This window comes from Labrenzia sp. C1B70 (genome assembly GCF_000475395.1).
GTDB lineage: Bacteria > Pseudomonadota > Alphaproteobacteria > Rhizobiales > Stappiaceae > Roseibium > Roseibium algicola.
The window spans coordinates 625,017-645,809 of the sequence record NZ_AXCE01000034.1 but is presented as its reverse complement, the minus strand read 5'-3'; the positions used below and the strand labels follow the sequence as shown (position 1 = coordinate 645,809).

Sequence of the window (20,793 nt, the reverse complement as noted above, 5' to 3'; positions counted from 1 at the left end):
TGTAACAAAGATCACAAATCCGGGCTTTTTCAGTTATATTTCGGTAATAAATGTGGGTTGGACTACGAAGTTCAAGGCCAATCACCAGTTCGTGAACGCAAAGCCATCGTCATAACTAACAATGAACGTAGAGTAAGTTTGTTGACTGTGGTAATTTTGTCGATGTTTTTCGATGATTTTGATCGGTTTCCGCTATCGCCTGTGCACTTGCCTCGAACTCGAGGTCAGAAAGCCGGGTTGCTCAATGCGGCTAGAAGTAACTACCTGACAGAAGTTCAAATTAAAAAGCTCCACCGGCAGAGGTCCGGCGGAGCTTTGTGGGATCGGCACAGTTGATGGGGTACGTGCAAATCTCCCTACAGATCAAATCCTTGCAGCAATCAGGCCGTTTTAGTTTGCCGTTGGATCTGCAGATCGGGGCAGGTCCTGAAGGCTGAGTTTCGATCATCCCATAAATTGATACTGACCGACCATTCACATTCAACCTTGGTAAAAATTACAATTAGTGTGTTTGAGGGCGCGCTGCTGAGCTCAAGATCCCATGTAAGAGTATGATTGATTTGAGAAATGCAAATGCAGGCGGATGACCGATTTTAAATTCGGTACTGAAAATAATAGAAATAAAACTTTGCGAGTGCTTGTATTTGCAAGCAAAATGCCAATTATCCGTGCATTCAGGACGCGCTTGGTAAGCAATGCACCCCTTTTAGTCGGCTGGATTCGTCAGTTACTCATGCCGCTCGAAAGAGCGCGCAATACTCAAGAGGACGCCCTGCGAGATAGACTTGTAACCGGTTTCCAATCGAAGACCCGCTGAAAAGGGTAGCTCGGCACAGGGCGGTGTTGGTTTGTGAGCGCCTCAATGTCCTGGTTAACCGCACCATCTGTGAGGGCCATACGGGCGGGATTGGCGATTGGGGCCAACTCTGGCGACAGGTATCCGGATTTCACGATCAAGAAACTTGCAGTGTATGGTTCAATGGCAAAACGCCGAAAATCCTCCAGTTGATGGAAGGGGCGTCTGTGTTCCGTCAGGATCACCAAATTACCTGCGATCCTGGTCAACACTTCCCGATTATGATCCTGTTTTCTGCCTAGTTTAGACAGCAAGACAGCTTCTGTGCTAACGACCTTGCAATCGCTGCCCAGGGCACCGCCAATTGTGAGGCGGGAAGAAGAGCCGTCTGGCAATGCCCAGAGTTTATCGACCGAAACCGGATCAGCGATCCCTGCAAATACACCTCCAGTGAAGCCTCGTTCCAACCAGGCCGCCAGGACATCGGATCTGTCACCAACACCACCACCTGTCGGATTGTCGCCACTGTCGGCAAGGATGAGGGGAGACGAGCTTTCTGTTGCAGCATCGTCCAGGCACAGTTCGAGCGGCTTCGCGGGGACACCAAACTCGAAGTCTTGCCTTGCGGACCAGTACTGCGCAGCAATTTCGGAAGCCGCCTGTTGAATGGCATCCAGGTCTGTTCCCGTCACCACGGCGGCCGCGGTGGCTCTTGCCGTATCAGCCCAGACATATCCCACCATCAGATTGGCATCGGTCACCCCGGATCTCTGATCGAACTCCGGCAACGTTGCATAAAGCGATTTTGCCGGTTCATCTTCCGTGCTGGTTCGTTCCCCGGGCAGGAGAACCGGCACAGGAGCCCAGGCCACGAACCTCTTGGGACCGCCACCCAATTGGTTGACAAGATTTGCCGCGGCACGTCGGTGGGTTTCGGTCACGTCGATATGAGGGGCAGTGCGATAAGCACAGAAGATGTCGATCTGATCGACAATGGTTTGCGTGACATTGCCGTGCAGATCGTAACTGGCAGCGATTGGCACTTGCGGCCCGACAAGTTGGCGAACGGCAGAGATCCAGTCCCCTTCCGCATCGCTCAGACCGATCACATGCATGGCGCCATGCATAATCAGGAGAACACCGTCGCATGGCGTCTCGGCTTCAAGTTCGGCAAGAAAGGCAGACTTGAAGCTCGCATAGCAATCCGCAGACACCGGTCCGCCTGGAATGGATCTGGCGTGAAACAATGGACAAAAGGTGACGTCAGGAAATCTGCCGCCGTCGACGCCTGCCTGTGCCAGCAAGTCCTTGCCACGGGTGACCGTGAAGTCTGATACGGTTTGCTGGACCGGTGAATAGGTACTGCATTCGGTATGAATGCCCCCAACTGCAATTTTCATCTTCCTGCCTCGTCACGCATTCAAAGCTGGGGGAAGAAGGGGGCCTGTGCTGCAAATCGCAGCCAGGCCTTGCTGGCGGGATCGGTCCAGCCGGCTTCAGCGACCGCATAAAGCCGAGGAAAGACCATATGATTGAAGATGACGTTGTCAGTCATGTGCTCGCACCAGATGCAGGCCTGCACCCCTTTGAGGCGCTCTTCACTGCCGGTGCTGAGACCGGCAGCTGCTTCATAGCCGTAACAGTCTTCCGGTGTCGAAACGCCAGCCCAACCCGCACCCGGCTCATGCCAGCCGGACGCCTGGACCATATCCATGTAATAGTGCTGTCCCGGGGTGCAGATGACGTCGTAGCCCTGATCGATCAGGTCCTTGGTGACTTCCTGTCTTTGCCAGGCCATCAGAAGCACGCCATCCGGGTCAATGCCGCCACCGTGTGAGACTTCGTCCCAGCCGGCAAGTTTCCGGTTGAGTTTTCTCAGGATGTCGCGCACGCGGCCCATGAAATAGGCTTGTACTTCCATTGTATCCGCAAGACCCTTTTCTTCCATGAGGCGTTGGGTCTTCGGAGAGGCGAGCCATGAATTGACGTCGACTTCGTCGCCGCCGATGTGGATGAAGTCGAACGGAAACAGGCTGGCAACTTCCGCAAAGACCTTTTCGAGAAATTCGTAGGTTTCATCCATCGCCGGGTTCAGTGCGTTGTTCGGATAGCCCTGAATGGAATGGTAGCTCTCCGGGGTCTCCGCCTGATCGGCGAAGCGCGGGTAGGTTTTCAAAACGGCGGTTGAATGCCCCGGAACATCGATTTCCGGCAGGATATCTATGTTCAGGCTGGTGGCATGGGCGACAATCTCGCGAACCTCGTCCTGCGAATAGGCCCCTTCGTAGACTTCAGCGGCAAAGCCAAGCTGGGGCACCTGCTGGCACCCAGGGCCACGCCGCGCGCCGCCCACGGTCAGTTCGGGATAGGCCTTGATTTCAAGTCGCCAGCCTTCATCGTCTGTCAGATGCCATTGGAAGACGTTCATCCGACCCCAGGCGAGAATGTCGAGCAGGCGCATGATGTCTTTGGGGCCACGGAAATGTCGTGACACATCCAGATGCGTTCCACGCCAGGAAAACCTTGGGGCGTCTTCAATCACGCCCTGTGCAGGATACTTGAATGTACCGGGTGCCTCATAGGTGCCGTAGGCCATCTGGGCGAGTACCGTCAGGCCATAGTCACGGCCGACGGGGCCGCTGTAGTGCAAGGCTGCTTTCGCTTGGGCAAATTCGAGCCGGTAACCGTCAGCTGCAAGGCTATCGTCCTGCTGGAACTCAATCGCGATTTGATGATGCGACTGAGTAAAACGGAAAGGATGTGGCGCTCCTGGAAAAAGCCTTGCTGCGAGCGCGTTGATCTTTACCGCCGCCGCCTTTTCCTCTGCAGAGCCCTGGGCAACAAGAAAGCTTGTCTTGTCGTCCGCAAAGGCCGTTATTTCCACTTTCTGGGGCCAGGGAACGATATGCAGCGGTTCAGAAAGGTGCCCAGCCGGCATGCTGCGGCGTTCTCCGCTGTCCAGCTCTTCCGGCGCTTCAAGATCATTGCACAGCACCTCGATGACGCTGCCACCGGTGCTGACATAGGCGGACTTAGGACCATCAAGCCGGTGTCTTGCCACGTTCGCCAGGCCGGTGATGGCAAAGGTCCAGGTTTCGCCTGGTTCGATCGTTTCGCCAGTGTTTGGCGTGATTTCGTGAAAATTCGCAATCCGGCTGAAACTCGCCGCGTTTTCAAGCTTGGCATTTGCCGTGGCCCGGTTGACCGCCGTGTAGGCCAGCGTGAAATCCTTCAGGGGCCTGGAGCTTGTATTGGTCAGTGCAAACTCCTGACGAGACGCAGCAAGATCCTCCGCAGGGCGGTAGAAACAGTCGAGCACAAACTTGGTCATGACTTAAAATCCGTCGAAATCGGGAGATTGAGTGAAGGTTCGGGCAAGGGCAGGTGACCCGGCAGTGAGCCCACTGTCGACAGGCAGGCAAACACCCGTGATGCAACGCGCCGCCGGACTGATCAGGAATGAAACGGCCGAGGCAATGTCGTTCGGTTCTGGCAGGGATTTGAACGGATACCAGGACAGGGCCTCGTCAAAGACGTCCGGATTGGCAGCCTGCCGTATTTTCCAGGCCTGGGTCTTAACAGTGCCAGGCGCGATGGCATTCGATCTGATGCCATACTTCCCATATTCGACGGCGATGGACCTTGTTGCATGGATCAGGCCGGCCTTTGCAGCGCTGTAGGCTGGGTGACCGAAGACAGACAGTCCGTTGACAGAGGCAATATTGACCACGTTGCCGGCACCGCTTGAAATCAAGGCTTGTTCAAAGGCCTTGAAGCAGTTGAGCGCGGCCTCCAGATTGAGGGCGAGATCCCTGGACAGCGTTTCGGCAGTCATCTGATGCAACGTAAGTGCCGCAGCGGCGCCCGCGTTGTTGATGATTGTATTGACCTGCCCCAGTCTGGCAGCTTCCTTGGCAAGCCGGGCTAGGTCGTCAGCCTTGGTCAGGTCGCATTGGATCGCAGCAATATCAGCACCGTGGTTTTCAAGACTTTCCACCGCGCCTTCGAGGGCAATCATGTCGATGTCGACAGCGGCGATGATGTGGGTTGCTGACAGCTGCGCAGCAATGGCCATGCCGATGTCGCCGGCTGCGCCCGTTACTACCGCAACGGGTTTCGGAGTTTGATCAGTCACCGAGGGCTTCCTTGTCATCCGGATCGCGCGTGTTGCTGAGCTGGTATTTGACGCGTCTGAGGTTTTCTCGAGCCTCGTCGCCCCGCCGCATGGCGACAAGCGTTGCCAAGAGATCTGTCACAAACAGGAAGGCATAGCGGCTGGTACTTGGCCGCAGGATGTTGTCACCTTCGGGCAGGTCGATGGCAATCGTGATGTCCGCCAGATCGGCGACGGGCCGACCCGGGCGGGTGAGGGCGATTACGATTGCCCCGTAGGTCTTCGCTGCCTCCAGCGCACGTGCCATTTGCAGGTTCCGGCCAGAGACAGACGACGCAATGATGACGTCACCGGTCCTCATGGTGGCTGCCTGCATCAGCTGCATGGCATGATCCGTCACGCTCACCGTACGCAGACCCAGGCGGAAAAACCGGTTCTGCATTTCGTCCGAAATCATCGAGGATGTCCCGCCCGCACCGAACGCTGCCAGCAGATTGGCGGTCGAGATCGCATCTGCAGCTGCAAGCACCGACTCCATGTCCAACGCTTTGCGCGTACTGGTCGCTGCATCCTGAAACTGAGCCAGAAGACTGTCAGCAATATCGCGCGGCGCGTCAGAAGCCGCATTAGCGGTCAGGTACCTGGTTCCGGCGAAGGTGACCTGGGCAACCTGCACCTTGAAAGCGGTGTAACTCTCGCAGCCAAGCCGACGGCAAAAACGGGTAACGGTCGGCGGCGAAATACCTGCCCGTTCAGCAACATCCGTAATGCCGGCATTGACGATGAACTCGGCATCGTTGCGCAACAATGCAGCCAGGATCCGTTCCGACTTGGACAGCTCCGGCTCGATCTGTTGCAGAACGGACAGGATATCCCGCATGGGGTCAGGCCGGCTTCTTGTAAGCGACGCAATCAATCTCGACCTTGCAGTCCACCATCATGGTTGACTGGACACAGGCGCGTGCCGGTGGGTGTTCACCGAAATAGCTTTTATAGACTCCGTTAAACGACCAGAAATCGCGCGGATCATCGAGCCAGACACCGACGCGGACAACATGTTCAAGGCCGTACCCGGCCTCTTCCAGGATCGCGATAACATTCTTGATGGTCAGGTGAGTCTGTTCGACAATCCCCGTGCCGACAATCTCACCATCCTTCATTGGTACCTGTCCGGAGACATAAAGCCAGCCGTCAGCTTCAACGGCTCGAGCGAAGGGCAGATTCTGGCCGCCGGCACCTGATTTTTCAGCACCATAGCGTTTGATAGACATATTTGGCTCCAAAATGAAAATGATTTACATAGTGGTTTGACATTGGTTTTATTTCACCCTTATATTTTTCAAAAATCAACCGTCAAAATGAAAATGGTTTCCGATATGCAGGCCCTTTCAGACAGCCAGACAAATCCATTTGAAGGAAAAGACGAAGATCGCTCCGAGATCTGGGACATGCTTGTCATGCGGGACATCAATGCTTTCGTCGCAGCGGACTGGGAACAGGTGGCCGATGATTTTGACGAACCAGCCTTTTTTGGCGTAGACGGCGGAAAGGTACCTAATCCCGACGACTGGAAACTCGGGTTTCCGGATCTCGGCTCCTACAGGGAGCGCTGGTTGAGCCAGGCGGAAATTTTCAAGTCGACGGAATTTGCCGAAGACGCGCGTGCCGCCATTTTCGACGCTACCCGCCTGACCGAGATCGACATCAACGGAAACCGGGCGATCGCGCACAAGAAATTCGACGGCCGCATCCGGAAAGCAGATGGCGGTGAGGACCGCTTGTTGTGGCAGACGCTCTATTTCTGTGTCCGAAGGGAGGGGCGCTGGAAGATCTGCGGCTTTGCCGGATATTTGCCCAATCCTCTCGGAGCCGCGTCCTGATCATGACGAAGCCCCGCGCTTTTACGGCAGCTCTGGCAACAGAAACCAACACGTTTTCACCGATCCGGATTGATATCAACGCATTCAGGGCGTCGCTGCTGGCAAGGCCGGGGGAGCATCCGGAAACCCCGACCCTGTGTTCTGCCGTCGTCACCGTGGGGCGCCGGTTTGCCTGTGAAAACGACTGGGAACTGGTTGAAGGTACGGCGGCGTGGGCAGATCCGGCCGGATTGGTTTCGCGGCAGACCTTTGAGGGCTTGCGTGACGAAATCCTGGATCAGATCGTGGCAGGTGGACCTTTCGACGTTGTCGTCATTGGCCTGCATGGTGCGATGGTGGCTGATGGGTATGATGATCCGGAAGGGGATCTGCTGAGCCGAATTCGATCCGCGGTCGGCCCGGATATCCCTGTTATTGCAACGTTCGACCCGCACAGTCATCTGACTGCAAAGCGTGTTGCCGCGGCTGACGCGCTCATCGCCTTCAAGGAATTTCCCCACATCGATTTTGTCGATCGGGCCGAGGATGCATGGCGTATTGCCGGGCAAGCGGTTGCAGGCGAAGTCAAACCTGTAATGAGCGTTTACGATCCCAAAATGATTGACGTCTTCCCGACAACATCCGAGCCTATGCGCCGGTTTGTCGATGACATGATCCGCCGGGAGCAGGAAACGCCGGGCCTTTTGTCTCTCTCGGTCATCCATGGCTTCATGGCGGGCGACGTCCCCGAAATGGGGACCAAGTTGCTGGCAGTGACAAACAACGATCCGGCACTTGGGTCCGAAGTTGCCCGTGACCTTGGAGAAGCCCTGTTCAAGCTGCGCGGCAAGGTTCGAAGTGCTGAACTTACGCCGGCCGAAGCCTACGCCAAGGCATTGTCCTGTGAAGGTGGTCCGGTCACGATCGCTGACATGTGGGACAATCCCGGTGGAGGAACGGCCGGGGATGCGACCGTCCTGCTGGCAGAAGCCATTGCCGACAAGCTCGAGAACATTTCCTTCGGCTCAATCTGGGACCCGGTAGCAGTCCAGCTCTGTCACGCAGCGGGCGAGGGGGCTCGCATGATGCTGCGGTTCGGAGCGAAATCAGCACCGGAAACCGGTGACCCGATCGACGCCGAAGTTGAAATTCTCCGCAACATCCGGAATGCAGAGCAGTTTTTTGGCCAGAGCATCGTTCCCATCGGTGACGCGAGTCTGATCCGGATTGGCGGGATCGAAGTGATCCTGAATTCGACCCGCGCCCAATGCTTCGACACGAGCCTGTTTTCCAACTTCGGTATCGATCCGACCAAAAGGAAGATCCTGGTGGTCAAGTCGACGAACCATTTTCATCAATCGTTTGCCCGCATCAGTCCGTTGATCCTCTATTGCGCCGCCGGACGTCCCTATCCCAACGACCCGAGGGTAACCCCCTATAAGAAAGCGCCGAGGGATATCTGGCCGATCAACGAGGCAGTCAACGCGAGCGGGCATGAAACCGATACCAGTGCCGGTACTGCCGGCCGCAAGGGAGGCTAAGCGATGAGTGTCGGGCTGTCAGTGCATGATCTTCTGACCCCTGTCGCCGTGATCGATGAAACGGTCATGGAGACTAACATCAAGGTTGCACAGGAGTATTTCGACCGTATTGGCCGGAACTTCCGGCCACATATCAAGACACACAAGATCCCGGCGCTGGCCGCATTGCAGCTGGCCTACGGCGCACGCGGTATCAACTGCCAGAAAATAAGCGAAGCGGAAGTGTTCGCCGACGCAGGCTTCACCGATATCCTGATCACCTTCAATATGCTCGGCAAATCGCGGCTCGACAGGTTGAAGTTGTTGAATACCAAGGTGGATCTGCAGGTTGTTGCCGACAATGAAGTTGTCGTCGACGGTCTGGCGAGTGCGTTTTCCGGGGATCAGCCGCTGAAGGTTCTGGTCGAATGCGATACAGGGGCCGGACGCAACGGCGTGCAAAATCCGGATGCTGCGGTCGCGCTGGCCAAGCGCATCGATGCATCGCCCGGACTGGTATTCCATGGTCTGCTGACCTATCCGAAGGCATCCTCCGAAACGGCGGTTGAAACTTTTTTTTCTGAAACACTGTCACTTCTGAAACAGGCAGGTCTTGAGTGCCCCGTCGTCTCGCATGGAGGTTCACCGAGCCTGTTCGACAGTGATCTTGTGCCTAGCGCGACGGAGCACCGGGCCGGAACCTATATCTTCAACGACCGCTCGATGGTGCGCGCCGGTATGTGCGATTTTGACGATTGCGCCATGCATGTGCTGGCCACAGTCGTCTCCCGGCCGACCGAAAACCGGGCGGTTCTGGATGCGGGATCGAAAGCGTTGACGTCCGATTTGTTGGGTTTTTCCGACCACGGCCTGTTGATCGATTATCCGGAGGCATCCATTGCGGCGCTCAGCGAGGAGCATGCCGTCGTCGACCTGACGGAGTCCGGCAAAAAACCGCAGATCGGCGAACGGGTCCGGATCATCCCCAACCATACGTGCGTCGTTTCAAACCTTTTCGACCGCCTGGTGTTTCACAGAGACGGCGTGGTGACCCGCATCGAGACGGTCGCCGCCCGTGGGCAAGTCGTCTAGTCCTCCAGACGGCTTGCCCGCCGTTTCCCGAAATTTCAAACGGCCGCCTTTCGGGGCGGCCGTTCTCATTTGGGGTATCTGATGGCAAGTGTCAGATATGCATGTCCGCAGCATCCAGTTCTTCAAGCGAAAGCTGGCGGTCAAAAGCGTTTCCGTTACCGTCGAACAGGTGGCAATCCACACCCTTCAGTCCCATGGAAACAGGCACACCAACCTTCGCCGGGGCGGATCCGGGCAAGACGCTGCAAAAAGTGGACTTGGCACCGGCAACCGTGCTGTAGGTGACGGTGTGAATGCCGAGATGTTCAACGACGGTCGGAACAATCTCTATGGAGGCATCGGCAACGCCTAGTGTCAGATGTTCCGGGCGAATGCCAAGGGTAAGGCTCTTTCCTGCAACTTCTTCCGCGGCATCTACCTTGACTGTCAGGTCCTTGCCTGATGGCAAGGTGACGACAACGCCTTCAGTACCGGAACTTTTTCCGGACACCTCGATGAAGTTCATTTTGGGGTTGCCGATAAAGCCGGCAACGAAGGTGTTCTGCGGTTTGTGATAAAGCTCCAGCGGCGAACCGACCTGGGAGATGATACCGTGATCCAGCACCACGATCCGGTCCGCCATGGTCATGGCTTCAACCTGGTCGTGGGTGACGTAGATCATGGTCGCGTCAAGTTCCGTGTGCAGCTTGGCAAGTTCAACACGCATTTCCGCTCGTAGTGCCGCATCCAGATTGGACAGGGGTTCGTCGAACAGGAAAACGGAAGGCTCGCGCACGATGGCCCTGCCGATGGCGACGCGCTGGCGTTGCCCGCCGGAGAGTTCGCCCGGTTTGTGCTGCAGTCTTTCCTTCAGTTGAAGAATGCCGGCAGCGGCTTGAACCTTCTCCTCCACCTTGTCCTTGGAAAGGCGTTCGACGCGCAAGGGGAAGGCGATGTTCTCGTAGACAGACATATGCGGATAGAGCGCATACGACTGAAATACCATGGCGATGCCGCGTTTGACAGGCGGCAGATCGTTGACGACCTTGTTCTCGATCGTGATATCGCCGCCCGTGATTTCCTCCAACCCTGCAATCATGCGCAGCAAGGTCGATTTTCCGCATCCGGACGGACCGACAAAAACAATGAATTCGCCATGGTCCACATCAAGATTGACACCCTTGATGACTTCCATATGGCCATAGCTTTTGCGTACGTCGCGCAGCTGCAACTCGCCCATGGTCATTCCTTTTTTGAAGAGGTGACCGGGCCCCCGAAAGTGGGAGAGGGGGCCCGGACAGTGCTCAAGGTGTTACTTGAATTCCTCAAGCTGTTCCGCGGCGATTTCGACGGCTTCAGCCGGATCGACTTCACCAAGGACAACACCCTGAACGGCTTCGTTGATCGAGTCCTGAAGGCCGACGTAATCGGTGACGAACGGCTCCGGACCACCGGTCGGGATCGCATCGAGGAAAGCAGACCAGGTCGGGTCCTTCTCAACCAGCGCACGCACTTCCGGCAGATCGCGCAGCGGTGTGAACCCTTCAGCCAATTCGAAGGCCATCTGGTTTTCCGGGTTGGTCAGAAGCTTTGCGAGCGAAAGCGCCTGTTCTTCAACGCCGGACCCCTTGAAAACGGCCAGCGAGTCGGTGATCAGCAAAGTGCCCGGAGTGCCGGACGGACCGACCGGGATCGGTGCGACGCCCCAGTTCACGTCGGTCACGCGGGTGCGCTCCCACGGACCGGAGATGAACATGCCGATTTTGCCTTCGGAAAACAGCGGACGCAGCTTCGCGCGGTCATAGGCGATCGGGCCCGGCTGCGAGACCTCGGCCATCTTGCCGTAGAAGGCTAGGGCTTCAACGTTGTTTGGGGAATTGAAGACGATTTCGCCGTCTTCGTTGATGACCTGACCACCGTTCGTATAAACGTAGTTCATGAACTGGTGCATGGTGTTGTCGAAGGACGCGGCCGCGAGGCCGAAACCGTCAGAGTCGGTCTTGTCCTTGATAGCCTTGGCGAAATCGTACATTTCGTCCCAGGTCTTCGGCGGCGTATCCGGATCCAGGCCTGCAGCCTCGTAGAGATCCTTGTTCCAGTAGAGTGCCTTGGTGGAGAAGGCGCGCGGCAGGCCCCACTGCTGACCGTTCGCAGTGATCGTTGCCAGGATCGGGGCCGCGTAGGTGGCCTTTTCTTCTTCTGTCATGTTGACCGGAATGATCAGGTCATTGGCTGCGAGCTGCTTCAGCGTGCGCGAACCCATGTAGGCAACGGCCGGCGGGTTACCGGCGGACGCGAGCGTCGTGGATTTTTCCTGGCACTGGCCCCAGGGAACGAACTCGAGCTGGACCTTGTAGCCCGGATTTTCGCCTTCCCAACCCTTGATCAACTCATCCTGCAATGGAATTCCGGCGCCGGTGTTGTCGCCGCAGTTGATCATGTGAATGACCTTGTCTTCTGCCTGGGAGGCTCCGACGAGAGAGAGCGCGAAGACCCCTCCCAATAGCACTGATTTAAGTGTCATCTGTTTTCCCTTTTCTGGTTGGTTTCTTCTTTTTGTTATTCTTTGACGGCGCCTGCCGTGAGACCGGCGACGATGAAACGTTGCAGGAACACATAGACGAACAGCACGGGGAGGATGCCCACGAGGCTGGCGGCCATGAGTTCGTTCCAGACCACGGTCTGGCGTCCGAAGAACTGGAACAGCCCCACAGGAAGCGGGTTCAGTTCGTTCACGGAGTTGAAGGTCAGCGCATAGATGAATTGCTGCGCATAAGCGGTGATGAAAGCGGTGATCGTGACCACCACGATGCCCGGCAACGCCACGGGAATGATCACGCGCCAGAGCGTGTAGATCTTGCCAGCACCATCCACCCAGGCTGCTTCCTCAAGCTCCTTGGGGATCCGGATCAGATAGGAGCGCAGAAGCCAGATACCGGTCGGAATGACGAAGGCCGTTCCAGGCGCAATCATCGCGAAATAGGTGTTCAGCAGCCCGTATTGCTGCATCAGCTTGAACAGCGGAATGATCAGTACGGCACCGGAGAACATGTTCACCGCTATGAAGATGCCGAGCAGCGAGTTTCGCGCTGGAAACTCGAACCGGGCGAAGGCATAGGCAGCCGGGATGATGCAGAACAGGCCGAGGACCGTCACCACCGTGGCGATGAAGAACGAGTTGAGCATGTAGACCCACAACAGCGGCACGTTCTGCCACATGGTGATGTAGGCATCGAAGCTCATCTTGTCGGTGATGAACTTGTAGGGGATCGAGAACAGGCTGCTGAGCGGCCTCAGCGACACCACGAAGGCTTCGACGAAGGGAGCCAGGACGAAGGTCAGAAACACCGCGAGACCGAGATAGATCAGCACATATTCGTACCAGCGATACTTATGCAGCATTGTGCGGGCTCCTTTTGGCAAGGCGCGACAGCAGCATGAAATAGACCAGCATGAACGAGCCCAGGAACACCACGATCATCACCGTTCTGGCGGCGCCTTCGCCGTATTTGAAGCGGCTGATCGCGGTCTTGTAGGTGTCGATGATCATCGTGGTGGTTGCGCCGCGCGGACCGCCTTCTGTCAGGATCCAGATGATGTCGAAGGAGTTGAAGGTGGCGATGGCCGACAGAAGCGCCATCGTCGCGATCGAGGGAATGATCAATGGCAAGGTAATGCGGCGGAACCTGTAGAGCCGAGAGGCCCCGTCCACCCAGGCCGCTTCATAAAGGTCCTTAGAAATGGACTGCATGGCGGCCAGCAGATAAAGCGTCACCATTGGAACACCGATCCACACGTCCGTCACGATGGTCGACATGAAGGCGGAGTTCTTGTAGGCGAGGAATTCGAACGGCCCGCTCAGAATGCCGAGCCGTTGGGCCATTCCGGAAATCATTCCGAACTGACCGTTGTACATCCATCCCCAGATGAAGACGCCAATGGCAATCGGGATCACCCACGGCGGCATGACCAGCACGCGAAACAGGGTGCGACCCGGCACCATCGCGTTGAGAAGCACGGCTCCCAGGGTTCCGATCAGCATTTTCAGCGCTACAGAGAGAGCCATCCAGTAGAAGGTGCGCGCAATCACTTCCGGAAAGCGGCGTGACATGAGCTTCTCGTAGTTTTCCAGCCCTACGTATTCGTAGTTCGGGCTCATGCTCGTGTTGGTGAAGGAAAGCCGGAATGTTTCAAAAAGCGGATAGGCGACGATAGCCAGCATGACGAGGGACGCCGGCACCAGAAGCAGATAAGGAAAATAGTCGGTCTTCTTTCGCGAGTGCGCCATGGTGCCTCCTATGCCACGCCGTAGCTGTCGAATTGCTGCCAGGTTTCGGCAAGGTCGATGACGCTGCGCGTCCGGCGCGCTTCGTCCAGCTTGATCGCCGTCAGACCGGCCTCAAGCGCATCCAGAACGCTGACCGGCAGATGTCCGCCGTTGTGGAAGTAATGGTCGAGGTCACGCGCCATGGCTTCATCGGCGCCATAGTGGCCGTGCCGACTGGCATCGACGACCTGCGGCTTGTCGATCAGGCAGGCGGATGTCAGGGCGTCATGCACCCGGTAGTAATTCCGAATGAAGTCTCCTTCCGCCATGCCCTTGGTCCCCATGACGGCAAAGCGCCGGAATTCGTCCGGTACATACATGTTGGTGTGAAAGCAGAGGTTCGCGCCGTCCTCGTATTCGATCAGCGCTGTCTGGTAGTCGATGATGTCGCCATCACTGTCGAAGTCGGCGTTGCCCCCACCCCAGCGTGGTGTGAACGGATCGACCCTGCCTTCGATTTTCGGTGTCGGAAAGGTATGGTCCTGATCCGGCCGGTTCTCCGGAACAAAACTCTTGCGTCCGCCGAAGCTGGAAACGAAACGCGGCCGACAACCTGTCACACCTTGGTAGAGATCCAGATCGTGGCAGCACTTCTCCAGCATGAAGCCGCCGGAATTCCGGTCATAGCGGCGCCAGTCGCGCATGAAGAAGGACCCGTGGTAGGGGCCGATATGCTCGGACGCCTCGATCGAGACCACTTTGCCGATCTGGCCGGACTTGAGACTTTTCTGAAGTTCGGTGTAGAGCGGCGAATATCGCAGCACCAGTCCGACAAGGACACGTTTCGATCCACCATGTTCCTTCATCAGGGACAGGAGTTCGAAGGTTTCCTCTTCGCTGACGACAACCGGCTTTTCACAGAAGATGTAGCGTACATCGGATTTGAGCGCGGTTCGCAGATGATCGAGGTGCATGAAATTGGGGGACCCGATCATCAGGAGGTCTAGCTTTTCCTTTCGGATCATCCTGTCGAGATCGGTGTAGGCGGTCAGGCTGTGGCCGCATTTGGCCTCGACATGCTTGAGGCCGGCGGGTGTCGGGTCGACGTAAGCGCAGGGATCAAGATCTCCCGAAACCTCCTGCAGGCAGTTGCTGACATTGGCAATTCTCGCGCCTAGTCCGACATAGCCGGTCTTCATGCTGCGGCCTCCGTAAATTGGTCCATGGCACGGCGAAGTGCCTGGACGACGTTTCCATCGGTGTCCTTGATGCCTGCCTCGGAAACGAAGCCGAGGCGCGTTTCCAGGTCCTGCGGCTCCGGCAAGGGCTTCACGGAAGAACAGGACGCATGCAGTTCCTGCACGCCGGATCGTTTGAGAATTTGGGAAGCATTGGCGGCGGTGACACCCGATCCTGCCATAATGGAAATCCGCCCTGCAGCGACATTGACCGCCTGCTGAAGCAGTGAAAGGCCGTGTTCTGCTTTGCTGGCCTGTCCAGAGGTCAGCACGCGTTCAAAACCGAGCGTGATCGCGTCTTCAATCGCTTTTTCGTAGTCGCGTGCGGTGTCGATGGCCCGGTGCAAAGTTGCCGGCAGTCTGGTGCCGTTAATGGATGCGGCCAGAAAGTCTCGATCGAGATTGTGCTGGCTGTCGACTGCCCCGATCACGATTCCCGCAAGACCTGCTTTTTCAGCCGCGTGGATGTCGCGCAGCATCAAGGCCTTTTCCAGGTCCGAGTACTCAAAATTACCGGATCGGGGGCGGATCATCGCGTAGACGGGAACCGGTAGTCTGGCCGCGGCCACCATAAACCCCTGTGAAGGGGTCAGGCCGCCTTCGGACAGAGCTGCGCATAATTCAATTCGGTCAGCGCCGTTTTCGGCTGCCGTCCAGGCGCCTTCGAGGGTGTCTACACATACCTCGAGGGGGATCCTGGTCACCGGGCCGCCTCCTTGATGAGCGTACGGGCCACGATGCCGGCACCATGCAGGCCGCCATTGGCGGCAAATTCACCCTTAATGACGAGTGGCTCGCTATAGTCGGCAAGAACAAGGTCACGTGTCTTTCGATCGATCACGTCGAGAAGTACAAGATCGTTCGAAAGGCCACCACTCACCGGTATGACATCCGGACCAAGTGTGTTGACGAAAGCGGAAAGCGCTCGCGAAAGCAGAGTGGTGAAGGCGTCGAGCGTTTGTGTGGCTGCTGCATCACCGGCATGCCAGGCGGCAGTAATATCCTTGCTTGCCAGATCCAGCCCATGCAGTGACCGATGGATCTTCTCCATGCCACGGGCCGAGCAGATCGCGTCGATGCATCCTGTCTGGCCGCAGCCGCAGGGATAGTGCTCAATACCCTTCAACTGGCCACCAGCTGTCGGGTCCATGATGGGGCCGTGACCCCATTCACCCGCGATGCCGCCATAACCGGTAACAAGCGTGCCATTGACGACGAGCCCGCCGCCGACACCTGACCCGAGAATAATACCGAAAACGACCGGCTTGCCCCGTCCGGTGCCGTCGACGGCTTCGGCAAGCGCAAAAGCATTGGCGTCATTTGTAATGGCGACAGGACGTTTGAGGGCGGTTTCCAGGTCCGATTGCACGGGGCGTTTATGCAGGCAGGGGATGTTGGCCACATCCGCGATGCCGCTGCGGGTATCAAAGGCGCCTGCAAGCGAAATCGAGATAGGAGATCCATCCGGCCCGGAGCAGTCGGCAATCGCGTCTACAAACGCCTGCCAGTCAGATCCGGGTGTCGCTACCCGGCCTTTTTCCGCAACGGTTCCATCCGCTTGGAGTTCTCCATGTCGGATGAAGGAGCCGCCAATATCAAAACAGGTGGTCATCGCCTGTTCAAACGCCTCTGGGTTATATTTGTTAACGTCCAGTTATAATACCAATATGCAACCAATCGCATTGGTAGTAAACCAAAAAAAGAAATTGGCATCATTTTTTAAAGGAATTGGGCGGCTGACACCTGTCAAAAACAACGGCTACATCGCGCAAGCTCAATAGTGCCGTGAGAAGGCTCGGCCTGCGGTTTGCGGACGGGATTATGTTCGAAAGTGTGCCCGGTGTCTGTTGGAGGCGCTGGCACGCGTCAAAGGAAAGGACGCAAGTTTCCGCTGTGTTCGTTGAGCGACATTTCGGCGCTTTCGGCGTCGAGGCCTTCTCGAATCATGAGAACCGCAACCTTCACTCTGCCTTGGGCCTGCTGGAGCTTTTCTGCTGCAGTTTCTGCCGTACAGCCCGTCAGATCCTGAAGGATGCGATAAGCGCGCTGGCGCAGTTTTTCATTGTCCGCAACCAGGTTGACCATGTGGCCACGAACTGCGTGTCCAAGCCTCAGTGCCACCAATGTAGAGATCATGTTGAGTGCAGCTTTTTGGGCGCTTGCCGCCCCGAGGCGTGTAGAGCCTGCGATGATTTCGGGAGGTGTTTTCAGGAAGATCGGAAAATCCGCCTGACGGAGGAGGGGAGTGTCTGGATTGTTTGCCAATGCAACGGTTTTTGTGCGTGCCGCCTGTGCACCTCTGAACGTACCAAGAGTATAAGGAGTTGATCCACTTGCAGAAACTGCAATCAGAATATCTCCTTCTCCAAGGCCTGATTTTTGAAAGTCAGCGAAGCCGGCTTCCTCGTCGTCCTCATATGTGCCGGCAAGGTGAAGCAGGTTTGCAGCCCCCCCGGCATAGAGCATGCGCATGCGCTCAACGGGAAAGCCGAACGTTCCCGGCAATTCCAGGCAATCCGCCAGGGCTGTCAGTCCGGCACTGCCGGCGCCGGCATAACCGATTTTTCCACCTGAAACAGTGACTGTCTGAAGTGCTTCGGCGGCTTTTGCGATCTCCGGAATGGCCGTTTCGGTGGCATTCAGCGCATCTTTCTGCCGTTGCAGCAGCAGCGACAGGACGTCTTCATCAGACTTTTTGGACAGGCCAATGGAAATCGGATCGCGGTCTTCGGTCGTCGGCAAATTCATGGTTCAGGAACTCGGAGGCACACCAAGTTTCGTATCGCGGAATTAAGTCTCTCAAGGCAATCACGCGCCTGGAACGTTTCCGTTGGGTGCTCCAGCGGCGGTGATGCAGGTTCGGAAATTGTTTTAACACTTGATTTTCGGTTTCGATAGAGTTTAAATTGGTATCTGAAAGGTATTATTTTCATCTCCTAAGGCGCCCCTTTTCATGACTGACTTCATTTCCTTGCTGGAAAATGGTGACTGGTTGGCGAATTCCAGCGGTCCCCGATACCTGCAGCTGCGGCGGCGCATTCAGCAGGCTATTGACGACGGCGTGCTGAAGGAGAATGAGCCGCTTCCGTCTGAACGCGAGATTGCCTCCATTACGGATCTGTCCCGTGTGACGGTGCGCAAGGCAGTTGCCGGACTTGTTGAGGATCAGGTCGTTGTCCAGAAGCGCGGCAGCGGATCCTTCGTTGCCCCCAAGGTGCATAAAGTTGAACAGCGCCTTTCCAGCCTGACGTCCTTTTCCGAGGATATGGCACGCCGTGGTCTTTCCGCCAGCAGCGAGTGGCTGCGCCGCGGACTGTTTCCAGCTTCGCCCGAAGAAATGTTCACGCTCGGTCTCACGTCCGGTCAGCGCGTTGCCCGCGTCGACAGGCTTCGCAAGGCAGACGGCACCCCGATGGCAATCGAGCGTGCCTCCCTTTCCGAGAGCGTCCTGCCTCATCCGGAGCGGGTCACCACGTCTCTTTATGCCATCCTGCGCACGGCCGGCTTGCAGCCTGTTCGCGCTATCCAGCGCATTTCAGCCCGCAATCTTGAGCCTATCGATGCCGATATTCTCGGTGTGCCGGCCGGGTCTGCCGGGCTGAAAATAGAACGTGTGTCCTATCTCGCCTCCGGAAATGTCGTCGAATTCACCCGTTCCGTTTACCGCGGCGATGCATATGACTTCATCGCCGAACTTCAGATTTCGGAAGACTAATCCTGATGATTGAAGCAAGTACCATGGCCACGCCGACGCACATGCGCCGGGAAATCGAAGAAATCCCGGACGCTGCGCGTCGTCTGTTGGCCGATGGACACCCGTTGATCCGCGACATTGCAAAGAAGGCAGGCGCGCCGGTGTTCCTGGCAAGCGTCGCTCGGGGTTCTTCTGACCACGCTGCGACGTTTCTCAAATATGCCTCGGAGATCTACCTTGGTCTTGCCATGGCCTCTCTCGGCCCATCCGTTTCCTCGGTTTATGGCGGCAAGGTCAAGCTGGGCCAGGCACTTGTGATTGCAATTTCCCAATCCGGCGCCAGCCCGGACAGTCTCTCGGTTGTTGAAAGTGCAACCGAGCAGGGGGCTTTCACGGTAGGGTTTACCAATACGTCGGGAAGTGAACTGGCAAAGCTTTCCAGCGCCGCCATCGATATCTGCGCAGGTCCTGAGCGTAGCGTCGCGGCGACCAAGACCTTCGTCAATTCCGTCTTGGCGGGCCTGCTGCTTTTGGCGGAAATCGGAGCTGACAAGGAACTGCTCGACGCGTTGGCTGCCTTGCCGGAGCATTTTGAAAAAGCAATCGACAAGGACTGGCGCGCGCTTGCCAAGCCGATCGAGCAGCGGGGGTCGCTTTATGTCATTGGACGTGGACCTGGTCTGGCAATCGCAAATGAAGCTGCGTTGAAATTCAAGGAAACCTGCCAGATCCATGCGGAGGCTTATTCGTCCGCCGAGGTAATGCACGGTCCTGTCTCGATCGTCGAAAACGGATACCCGATCCTGGCACTTGGTGTGCGCGATGCAGCCGAAGAGGGGCTAGCCCAGGCTGCGGATCGCATGGTGGACCAGGGTGGAAGTGTTTTTGCAACGACCGACAAGGTGGAGCGGGCAGAAAAGCTGGCGTTCCAGGCAACCGGGCATCCATTGACCGACGCCTTGGTGCAGATTGTTTCTTTCTACGCCTTCATCGAATGGTTTGCACGGCAGCGCGGTTTCAATCCGGACGTTCCCAAGCACCTGAAGAAAGTCACCCAGACCGTATGACCTCCACAACCGCCTATCTCTGCAGCCGGGTTTTCGATGGTGAGAAAATCCATGCGAATGCTGCCCTGCTTGTCGAAGATGGCAAGGTGGCTGGCCTTCTTTCGGCCGATCAGGTGCCCGTTGGCGTAGAGACTGTCGATCTTGGTGACGGCATTCTCGCACCGGGATTGATCGATCTGCAGGTCAATGGCGGCGGTGGCTTGATGCTGGGGGATGCGGAAACAGTCGACGATATCGAACGTATTTGCGCCGCCCATGTCAGCCTCGGGACAACAGCCCTGACACCGACTTTGATTACGGACACGCCCGAGGTGACGCGAAAAGTCGTTGATCTGGCAATTGCCGCATGGTCGCGGGGCGTGAAGGGGTTTCACGGTCTGCATCTCGAAGGGCCGCATCTGTTCGCGGGGCGCAAGGGGGCGCATGACCCGAATCTGATCCGGCCTTTGAACCGCGAAGATATGGCGCTTTACCAGCGCGCGGCGCGGGAATTGCCAAGCCTCATCATGACTGTGGCACCGGAAACGGTGCCGCCAGAACAGATGCGGGAATTGGCTGACGCGGGAATTCACATCAGTCTTGGCCACAGCGGAGCAACATACCGGCAGTGCAAGACAGCTGCTGAAGCGGGTGCTTCGATGGTCACCCATCTTTTTAACGCCATGAGCCCGTTGCAACACCGCGAACCCGGCCTTGTGGGCGCCGCGCTCGATCTGGGCGCGCTCAACGTGGGCATCATTGCTGATGGTGTCCATGTCGACCCGGTCGCGATGCGGGTTGCGCTCAAGTCAAAGACTGGCCCGGGCAGGATCTTTATCGTTACCGACGCCATGTCCCAGACCGGCACCGATGTTACGTCCTTCTTTCTCGGAGGTCGGGAAATCTTTCGCCGCGATGGCACATTGACCCTCGAAGACGGCACGCTTGCCGGCGCCGATATAGATTTGCCGGCGTCCTTGAAGTTTCTCACCGGTACACTCGAGCTTCCGGTCGAAGCTGCTCTTGCAATGGCGACCAGTGATCCTGCGGACGTTCTCGGGCGCCCGCTCGGTCGTTTCGAAGAAGGCTATCCGGCTGACTTCGTACAGCTTGGCAATGCCTATGAGGTCGAGGGCGTATGGATTGCGGGAGAGCAATTCTCGAATACGTAGCCCGGCATATACGCTG

At 57.0% G+C, this 20,793-nt stretch carries 19 protein-coding genes; 6 read left to right on the top strand and 13 right to left on the bottom strand.

Going from position 1 to position 20,793, the window contains the following annotated elements:
* Positions 1 to 759: 759 nt before the first annotated feature.
* Genes Q666_RS57455 through Q666_RS57435 form a run of 5 tightly spaced genes read right to left on the bottom strand, consistent with a single transcriptional unit; the run spans position 760 to position 6,181 of the window.
* Positions 760 to 2,196: a M81 family metallopeptidase gene (locus Q666_RS57455; protein WP_022998796.1), complete on the bottom strand. Its 1,437-nt coding sequence runs from the start codon at positions 2,194 to 2,196 to the stop codon at positions 760 to 762.
* Between the two features lie 20 nt (positions 2,197 to 2,216).
* Complete coding sequence (locus tag Q666_RS57450; protein ID WP_022998795.1) at positions 2,217 to 4,127, bottom strand: beta-N-acetylhexosaminidase; 1,911 nt, start codon at positions 4,125 to 4,127, stop codon at positions 2,217 to 2,219.
* A 3-nt stretch (positions 4,128 to 4,130) separates the two neighbouring features.
* Positions 4,131 to 4,931 carry an SDR family oxidoreductase gene (locus tag Q666_RS57445; protein WP_031268572.1) on the bottom strand — a complete coding sequence of 267 codons (801 nt, stop codon included), beginning with the start codon at positions 4,929 to 4,931 and terminating at the stop codon, positions 4,131 to 4,133.
* On the bottom strand, positions 4,924 to 5,790 hold the full coding sequence (locus Q666_RS57440) for a MurR/RpiR family transcriptional regulator (protein WP_022998793.1): 867 nt from the start codon (positions 5,788 to 5,790) through the stop codon (positions 4,924 to 4,926). The genes Q666_RS57445 and Q666_RS57440 overlap by 8 nt, the downstream gene beginning before the upstream one ends.
* 4 nt (positions 5,791 to 5,794) lie before the next feature.
* Positions 5,795 to 6,181 carry a RidA family protein gene (locus Q666_RS57435; RefSeq protein ID WP_022998792.1) on the bottom strand — a complete coding sequence of 129 codons (387 nt, stop codon included), beginning with the start codon at positions 6,179 to 6,181 and terminating at the stop codon, positions 5,795 to 5,797.
* Between the two features lie 87 nt (positions 6,182 to 6,268).
* Between Q666_RS57435 and Q666_RS57430 the strand changes: the two genes are divergently transcribed.
* Genes Q666_RS57430 through Q666_RS57420 form a run of 3 tightly spaced genes read left to right on the top strand, consistent with a single transcriptional unit; the run spans position 6,269 to position 9,381 of the window.
* A complete protein-coding gene (locus Q666_RS57430; RefSeq protein WP_022998791.1) occupies positions 6,269 to 6,790 on the top strand; it encodes a hypothetical protein in 522 nt (173 codons plus the stop codon).
* Positions 6,791 to 6,792: 2 nt separating this feature from the next.
* Entirely contained in the window at positions 6,793 to 8,310 is a 1,518-nt protein-coding gene (locus Q666_RS57425) for a M81 family metallopeptidase (RefSeq protein ID WP_022998790.1), read from the top strand.
* 3 nt (positions 8,311 to 8,313) lie between these two features.
* Positions 8,314 to 9,381, top strand: coding sequence for a D-TA family PLP-dependent enzyme (locus Q666_RS57420; RefSeq protein ID WP_022998789.1), 1,068 nt, complete (start codon positions 8,314 to 8,316; stop codon positions 9,379 to 9,381).
* Between the two features lie 91 nt (positions 9,382 to 9,472).
* Here the strand turns inward: Q666_RS57420 and ugpC are convergent, their stop codons facing one another.
* The 8 genes from ugpC to Q666_RS57385 all read right to left on the bottom strand — a co-directional run bounded on the left by ugpC (position 9,473) and on the right by Q666_RS57385 (position 17,613).
* Complete coding sequence (ugpC, locus tag Q666_RS57415) at positions 9,473 to 10,600, bottom strand: sn-glycerol-3-phosphate ABC transporter ATP-binding protein UgpC (protein ID WP_031268568.1); 1,128 nt, start codon at positions 10,598 to 10,600, stop codon at positions 9,473 to 9,475.
* Between the two features lie 72 nt (positions 10,601 to 10,672).
* Positions 10,673 to 11,884: a sugar ABC transporter substrate-binding protein gene (locus Q666_RS57410; protein WP_031268566.1), complete on the bottom strand. Its 1,212-nt coding sequence runs from the start codon at positions 11,882 to 11,884 to the stop codon at positions 10,673 to 10,675.
* A gap of 35 nt (positions 11,885 to 11,919) precedes the next feature.
* Positions 11,920 to 12,762 carry a carbohydrate ABC transporter permease gene (locus tag Q666_RS57405; protein WP_022998786.1) on the bottom strand — a complete coding sequence of 281 codons (843 nt, stop codon included), beginning with the start codon at positions 12,760 to 12,762 and terminating at the stop codon, positions 11,920 to 11,922.
* Positions 12,752 to 13,648, bottom strand: coding sequence for a sugar ABC transporter permease (locus tag Q666_RS57400; protein WP_022998785.1), 897 nt, complete (start codon positions 13,646 to 13,648; stop codon positions 12,752 to 12,754). The genes Q666_RS57405 and Q666_RS57400 overlap by 11 nt, the downstream gene beginning before the upstream one ends.
* An 8-nt stretch (positions 13,649 to 13,656) precedes the next feature.
* Positions 13,657 to 14,826 carry a Gfo/Idh/MocA family oxidoreductase gene (locus Q666_RS57395; RefSeq protein ID WP_022998784.1) on the bottom strand — a complete coding sequence of 390 codons (1,170 nt, stop codon included), beginning with the start codon at positions 14,824 to 14,826 and terminating at the stop codon, positions 13,657 to 13,659.
* The gene (locus Q666_RS0133930; protein ID WP_031268565.1) at positions 14,823 to 15,569 is read right to left on the bottom strand and encodes a copper homeostasis protein CutC; all 747 of its coding nucleotides are present in this window, start codon (positions 15,567 to 15,569) and stop codon (positions 14,823 to 14,825) included. The genes Q666_RS57395 and Q666_RS0133930 overlap by 4 nt, the downstream gene beginning before the upstream one ends.
* Positions 15,566 to 16,477, bottom strand: coding sequence for an ROK family protein (locus tag Q666_RS57390; RefSeq protein ID WP_022998782.1), 912 nt, complete (start codon positions 16,475 to 16,477; stop codon positions 15,566 to 15,568). Before Q666_RS57390 ends, Q666_RS0133930 begins: the two co-directional genes overlap by 4 nt.
* A gap of 254 nt (positions 16,478 to 16,731) precedes the next feature.
* Complete coding sequence (locus Q666_RS57385) at positions 16,732 to 17,613, bottom strand: N-acetylmuramic acid 6-phosphate etherase (RefSeq protein ID WP_022998781.1); 882 nt, start codon at positions 17,611 to 17,613, stop codon at positions 16,732 to 16,734.
* A 205-nt stretch (positions 17,614 to 17,818) separates the two neighbouring features.
* On the opposite strand from Q666_RS57385, the gene Q666_RS57380 reads away from it, so the two are divergent.
* From Q666_RS57380 to nagA, 3 genes are read left to right on the top strand one after another with little or no spacing between them, the layout of a single operon-like run.
* Complete coding sequence (locus Q666_RS57380; RefSeq protein WP_022998780.1) at positions 17,819 to 18,580, top strand: GntR family transcriptional regulator; 762 nt, start codon at positions 17,819 to 17,821, stop codon at positions 18,578 to 18,580.
* A gap of 5 nt (positions 18,581 to 18,585) precedes the next feature.
* Positions 18,586 to 19,626 carry an SIS domain-containing protein gene (locus tag Q666_RS57375; protein WP_022998779.1) on the top strand — a complete coding sequence of 347 codons (1,041 nt, stop codon included), beginning with the start codon at positions 18,586 to 18,588 and terminating at the stop codon, positions 19,624 to 19,626.
* On the top strand, positions 19,623 to 20,777 hold the full coding sequence (nagA, locus tag Q666_RS57370) for an N-acetylglucosamine-6-phosphate deacetylase (RefSeq protein WP_022998778.1): 1,155 nt from the start codon (positions 19,623 to 19,625) through the stop codon (positions 20,775 to 20,777). The genes Q666_RS57375 and nagA overlap by 4 nt, the downstream gene beginning before the upstream one ends.
* Positions 20,778 to 20,793 lie beyond the last annotated feature (16 nt).

Coding starts and splice junctions, on each gene's coding strand:
- Q666_RS57400 (WP_022998785.1), bottom strand. CDS start 13,648: ATGGCGCACTCGCGAAAGAAGACCGACTATTTTCCTTATCTGCTTCTG.
- ugpC (WP_031268568.1), bottom strand. CDS start 10,600: ATGGGCGAGTTGCAGCTGCGCGACGTACGCAAAAGCTATGGCCATATG.
- Q666_RS57405 (WP_022998786.1), bottom strand. CDS start 12,762: ATGCTGCATAAGTATCGCTGGTACGAATATGTGCTGATCTATCTCGGT.
- Q666_RS57385 (WP_022998781.1), bottom strand. CDS start 17,613: ATGAATTTGCCGACGACCGAAGACCGCGATCCGATTTCCATTGGCCTG.
- Q666_RS57425 (WP_022998790.1), top strand. CDS start 6,793: ATGACGAAGCCCCGCGCTTTTACGGCAGCTCTGGCAACAGAAACCAAC.
- Q666_RS57390 (WP_022998782.1), bottom strand. CDS start 16,477: ATGACCACCTGTTTTGATATTGGCGGCTCCTTCATCCGACATGGAGAA.
- nagA (WP_022998778.1), top strand. CDS start 19,623: ATGACCTCCACAACCGCCTATCTCTGCAGCCGGGTTTTCGATGGTGAG.
- Q666_RS57420 (WP_022998789.1), top strand. CDS start 8,314: ATGAGTGTCGGGCTGTCAGTGCATGATCTTCTGACCCCTGTCGCCGTG.
- Q666_RS57380 (WP_022998780.1), top strand. CDS start 17,819: ATGACTGACTTCATTTCCTTGCTGGAAAATGGTGACTGGTTGGCGAAT.
- Q666_RS57450 (WP_022998795.1), bottom strand. CDS start 4,127: ATGACCAAGTTTGTGCTCGACTGTTTCTACCGCCCTGCGGAGGATCTT.
- Q666_RS57375 (WP_022998779.1), top strand. CDS start 18,586: ATGATTGAAGCAAGTACCATGGCCACGCCGACGCACATGCGCCGGGAA.
- Q666_RS57440 (WP_022998793.1), bottom strand. CDS start 5,790: ATGCGGGATATCCTGTCCGTTCTGCAACAGATCGAGCCGGAGCTGTCC.
- Q666_RS57395 (WP_022998784.1), bottom strand. CDS start 14,826: ATGAAGACCGGCTATGTCGGACTAGGCGCGAGAATTGCCAATGTCAGC.
- Q666_RS57435 (WP_022998792.1), bottom strand. CDS start 6,181: ATGTCTATCAAACGCTATGGTGCTGAAAAATCAGGTGCCGGCGGCCAG.
- Q666_RS57430 (WP_022998791.1), top strand. CDS start 6,269: ATGAAAATGGTTTCCGATATGCAGGCCCTTTCAGACAGCCAGACAAAT.
- Q666_RS57410 (WP_031268566.1), bottom strand. CDS start 11,884: ATGACACTTAAATCAGTGCTATTGGGAGGGGTCTTCGCGCTCTCTCTC.
- Q666_RS57455 (WP_022998796.1), bottom strand. CDS start 2,196: ATGAAAATTGCAGTTGGGGGCATTCATACCGAATGCAGTACCTATTCA.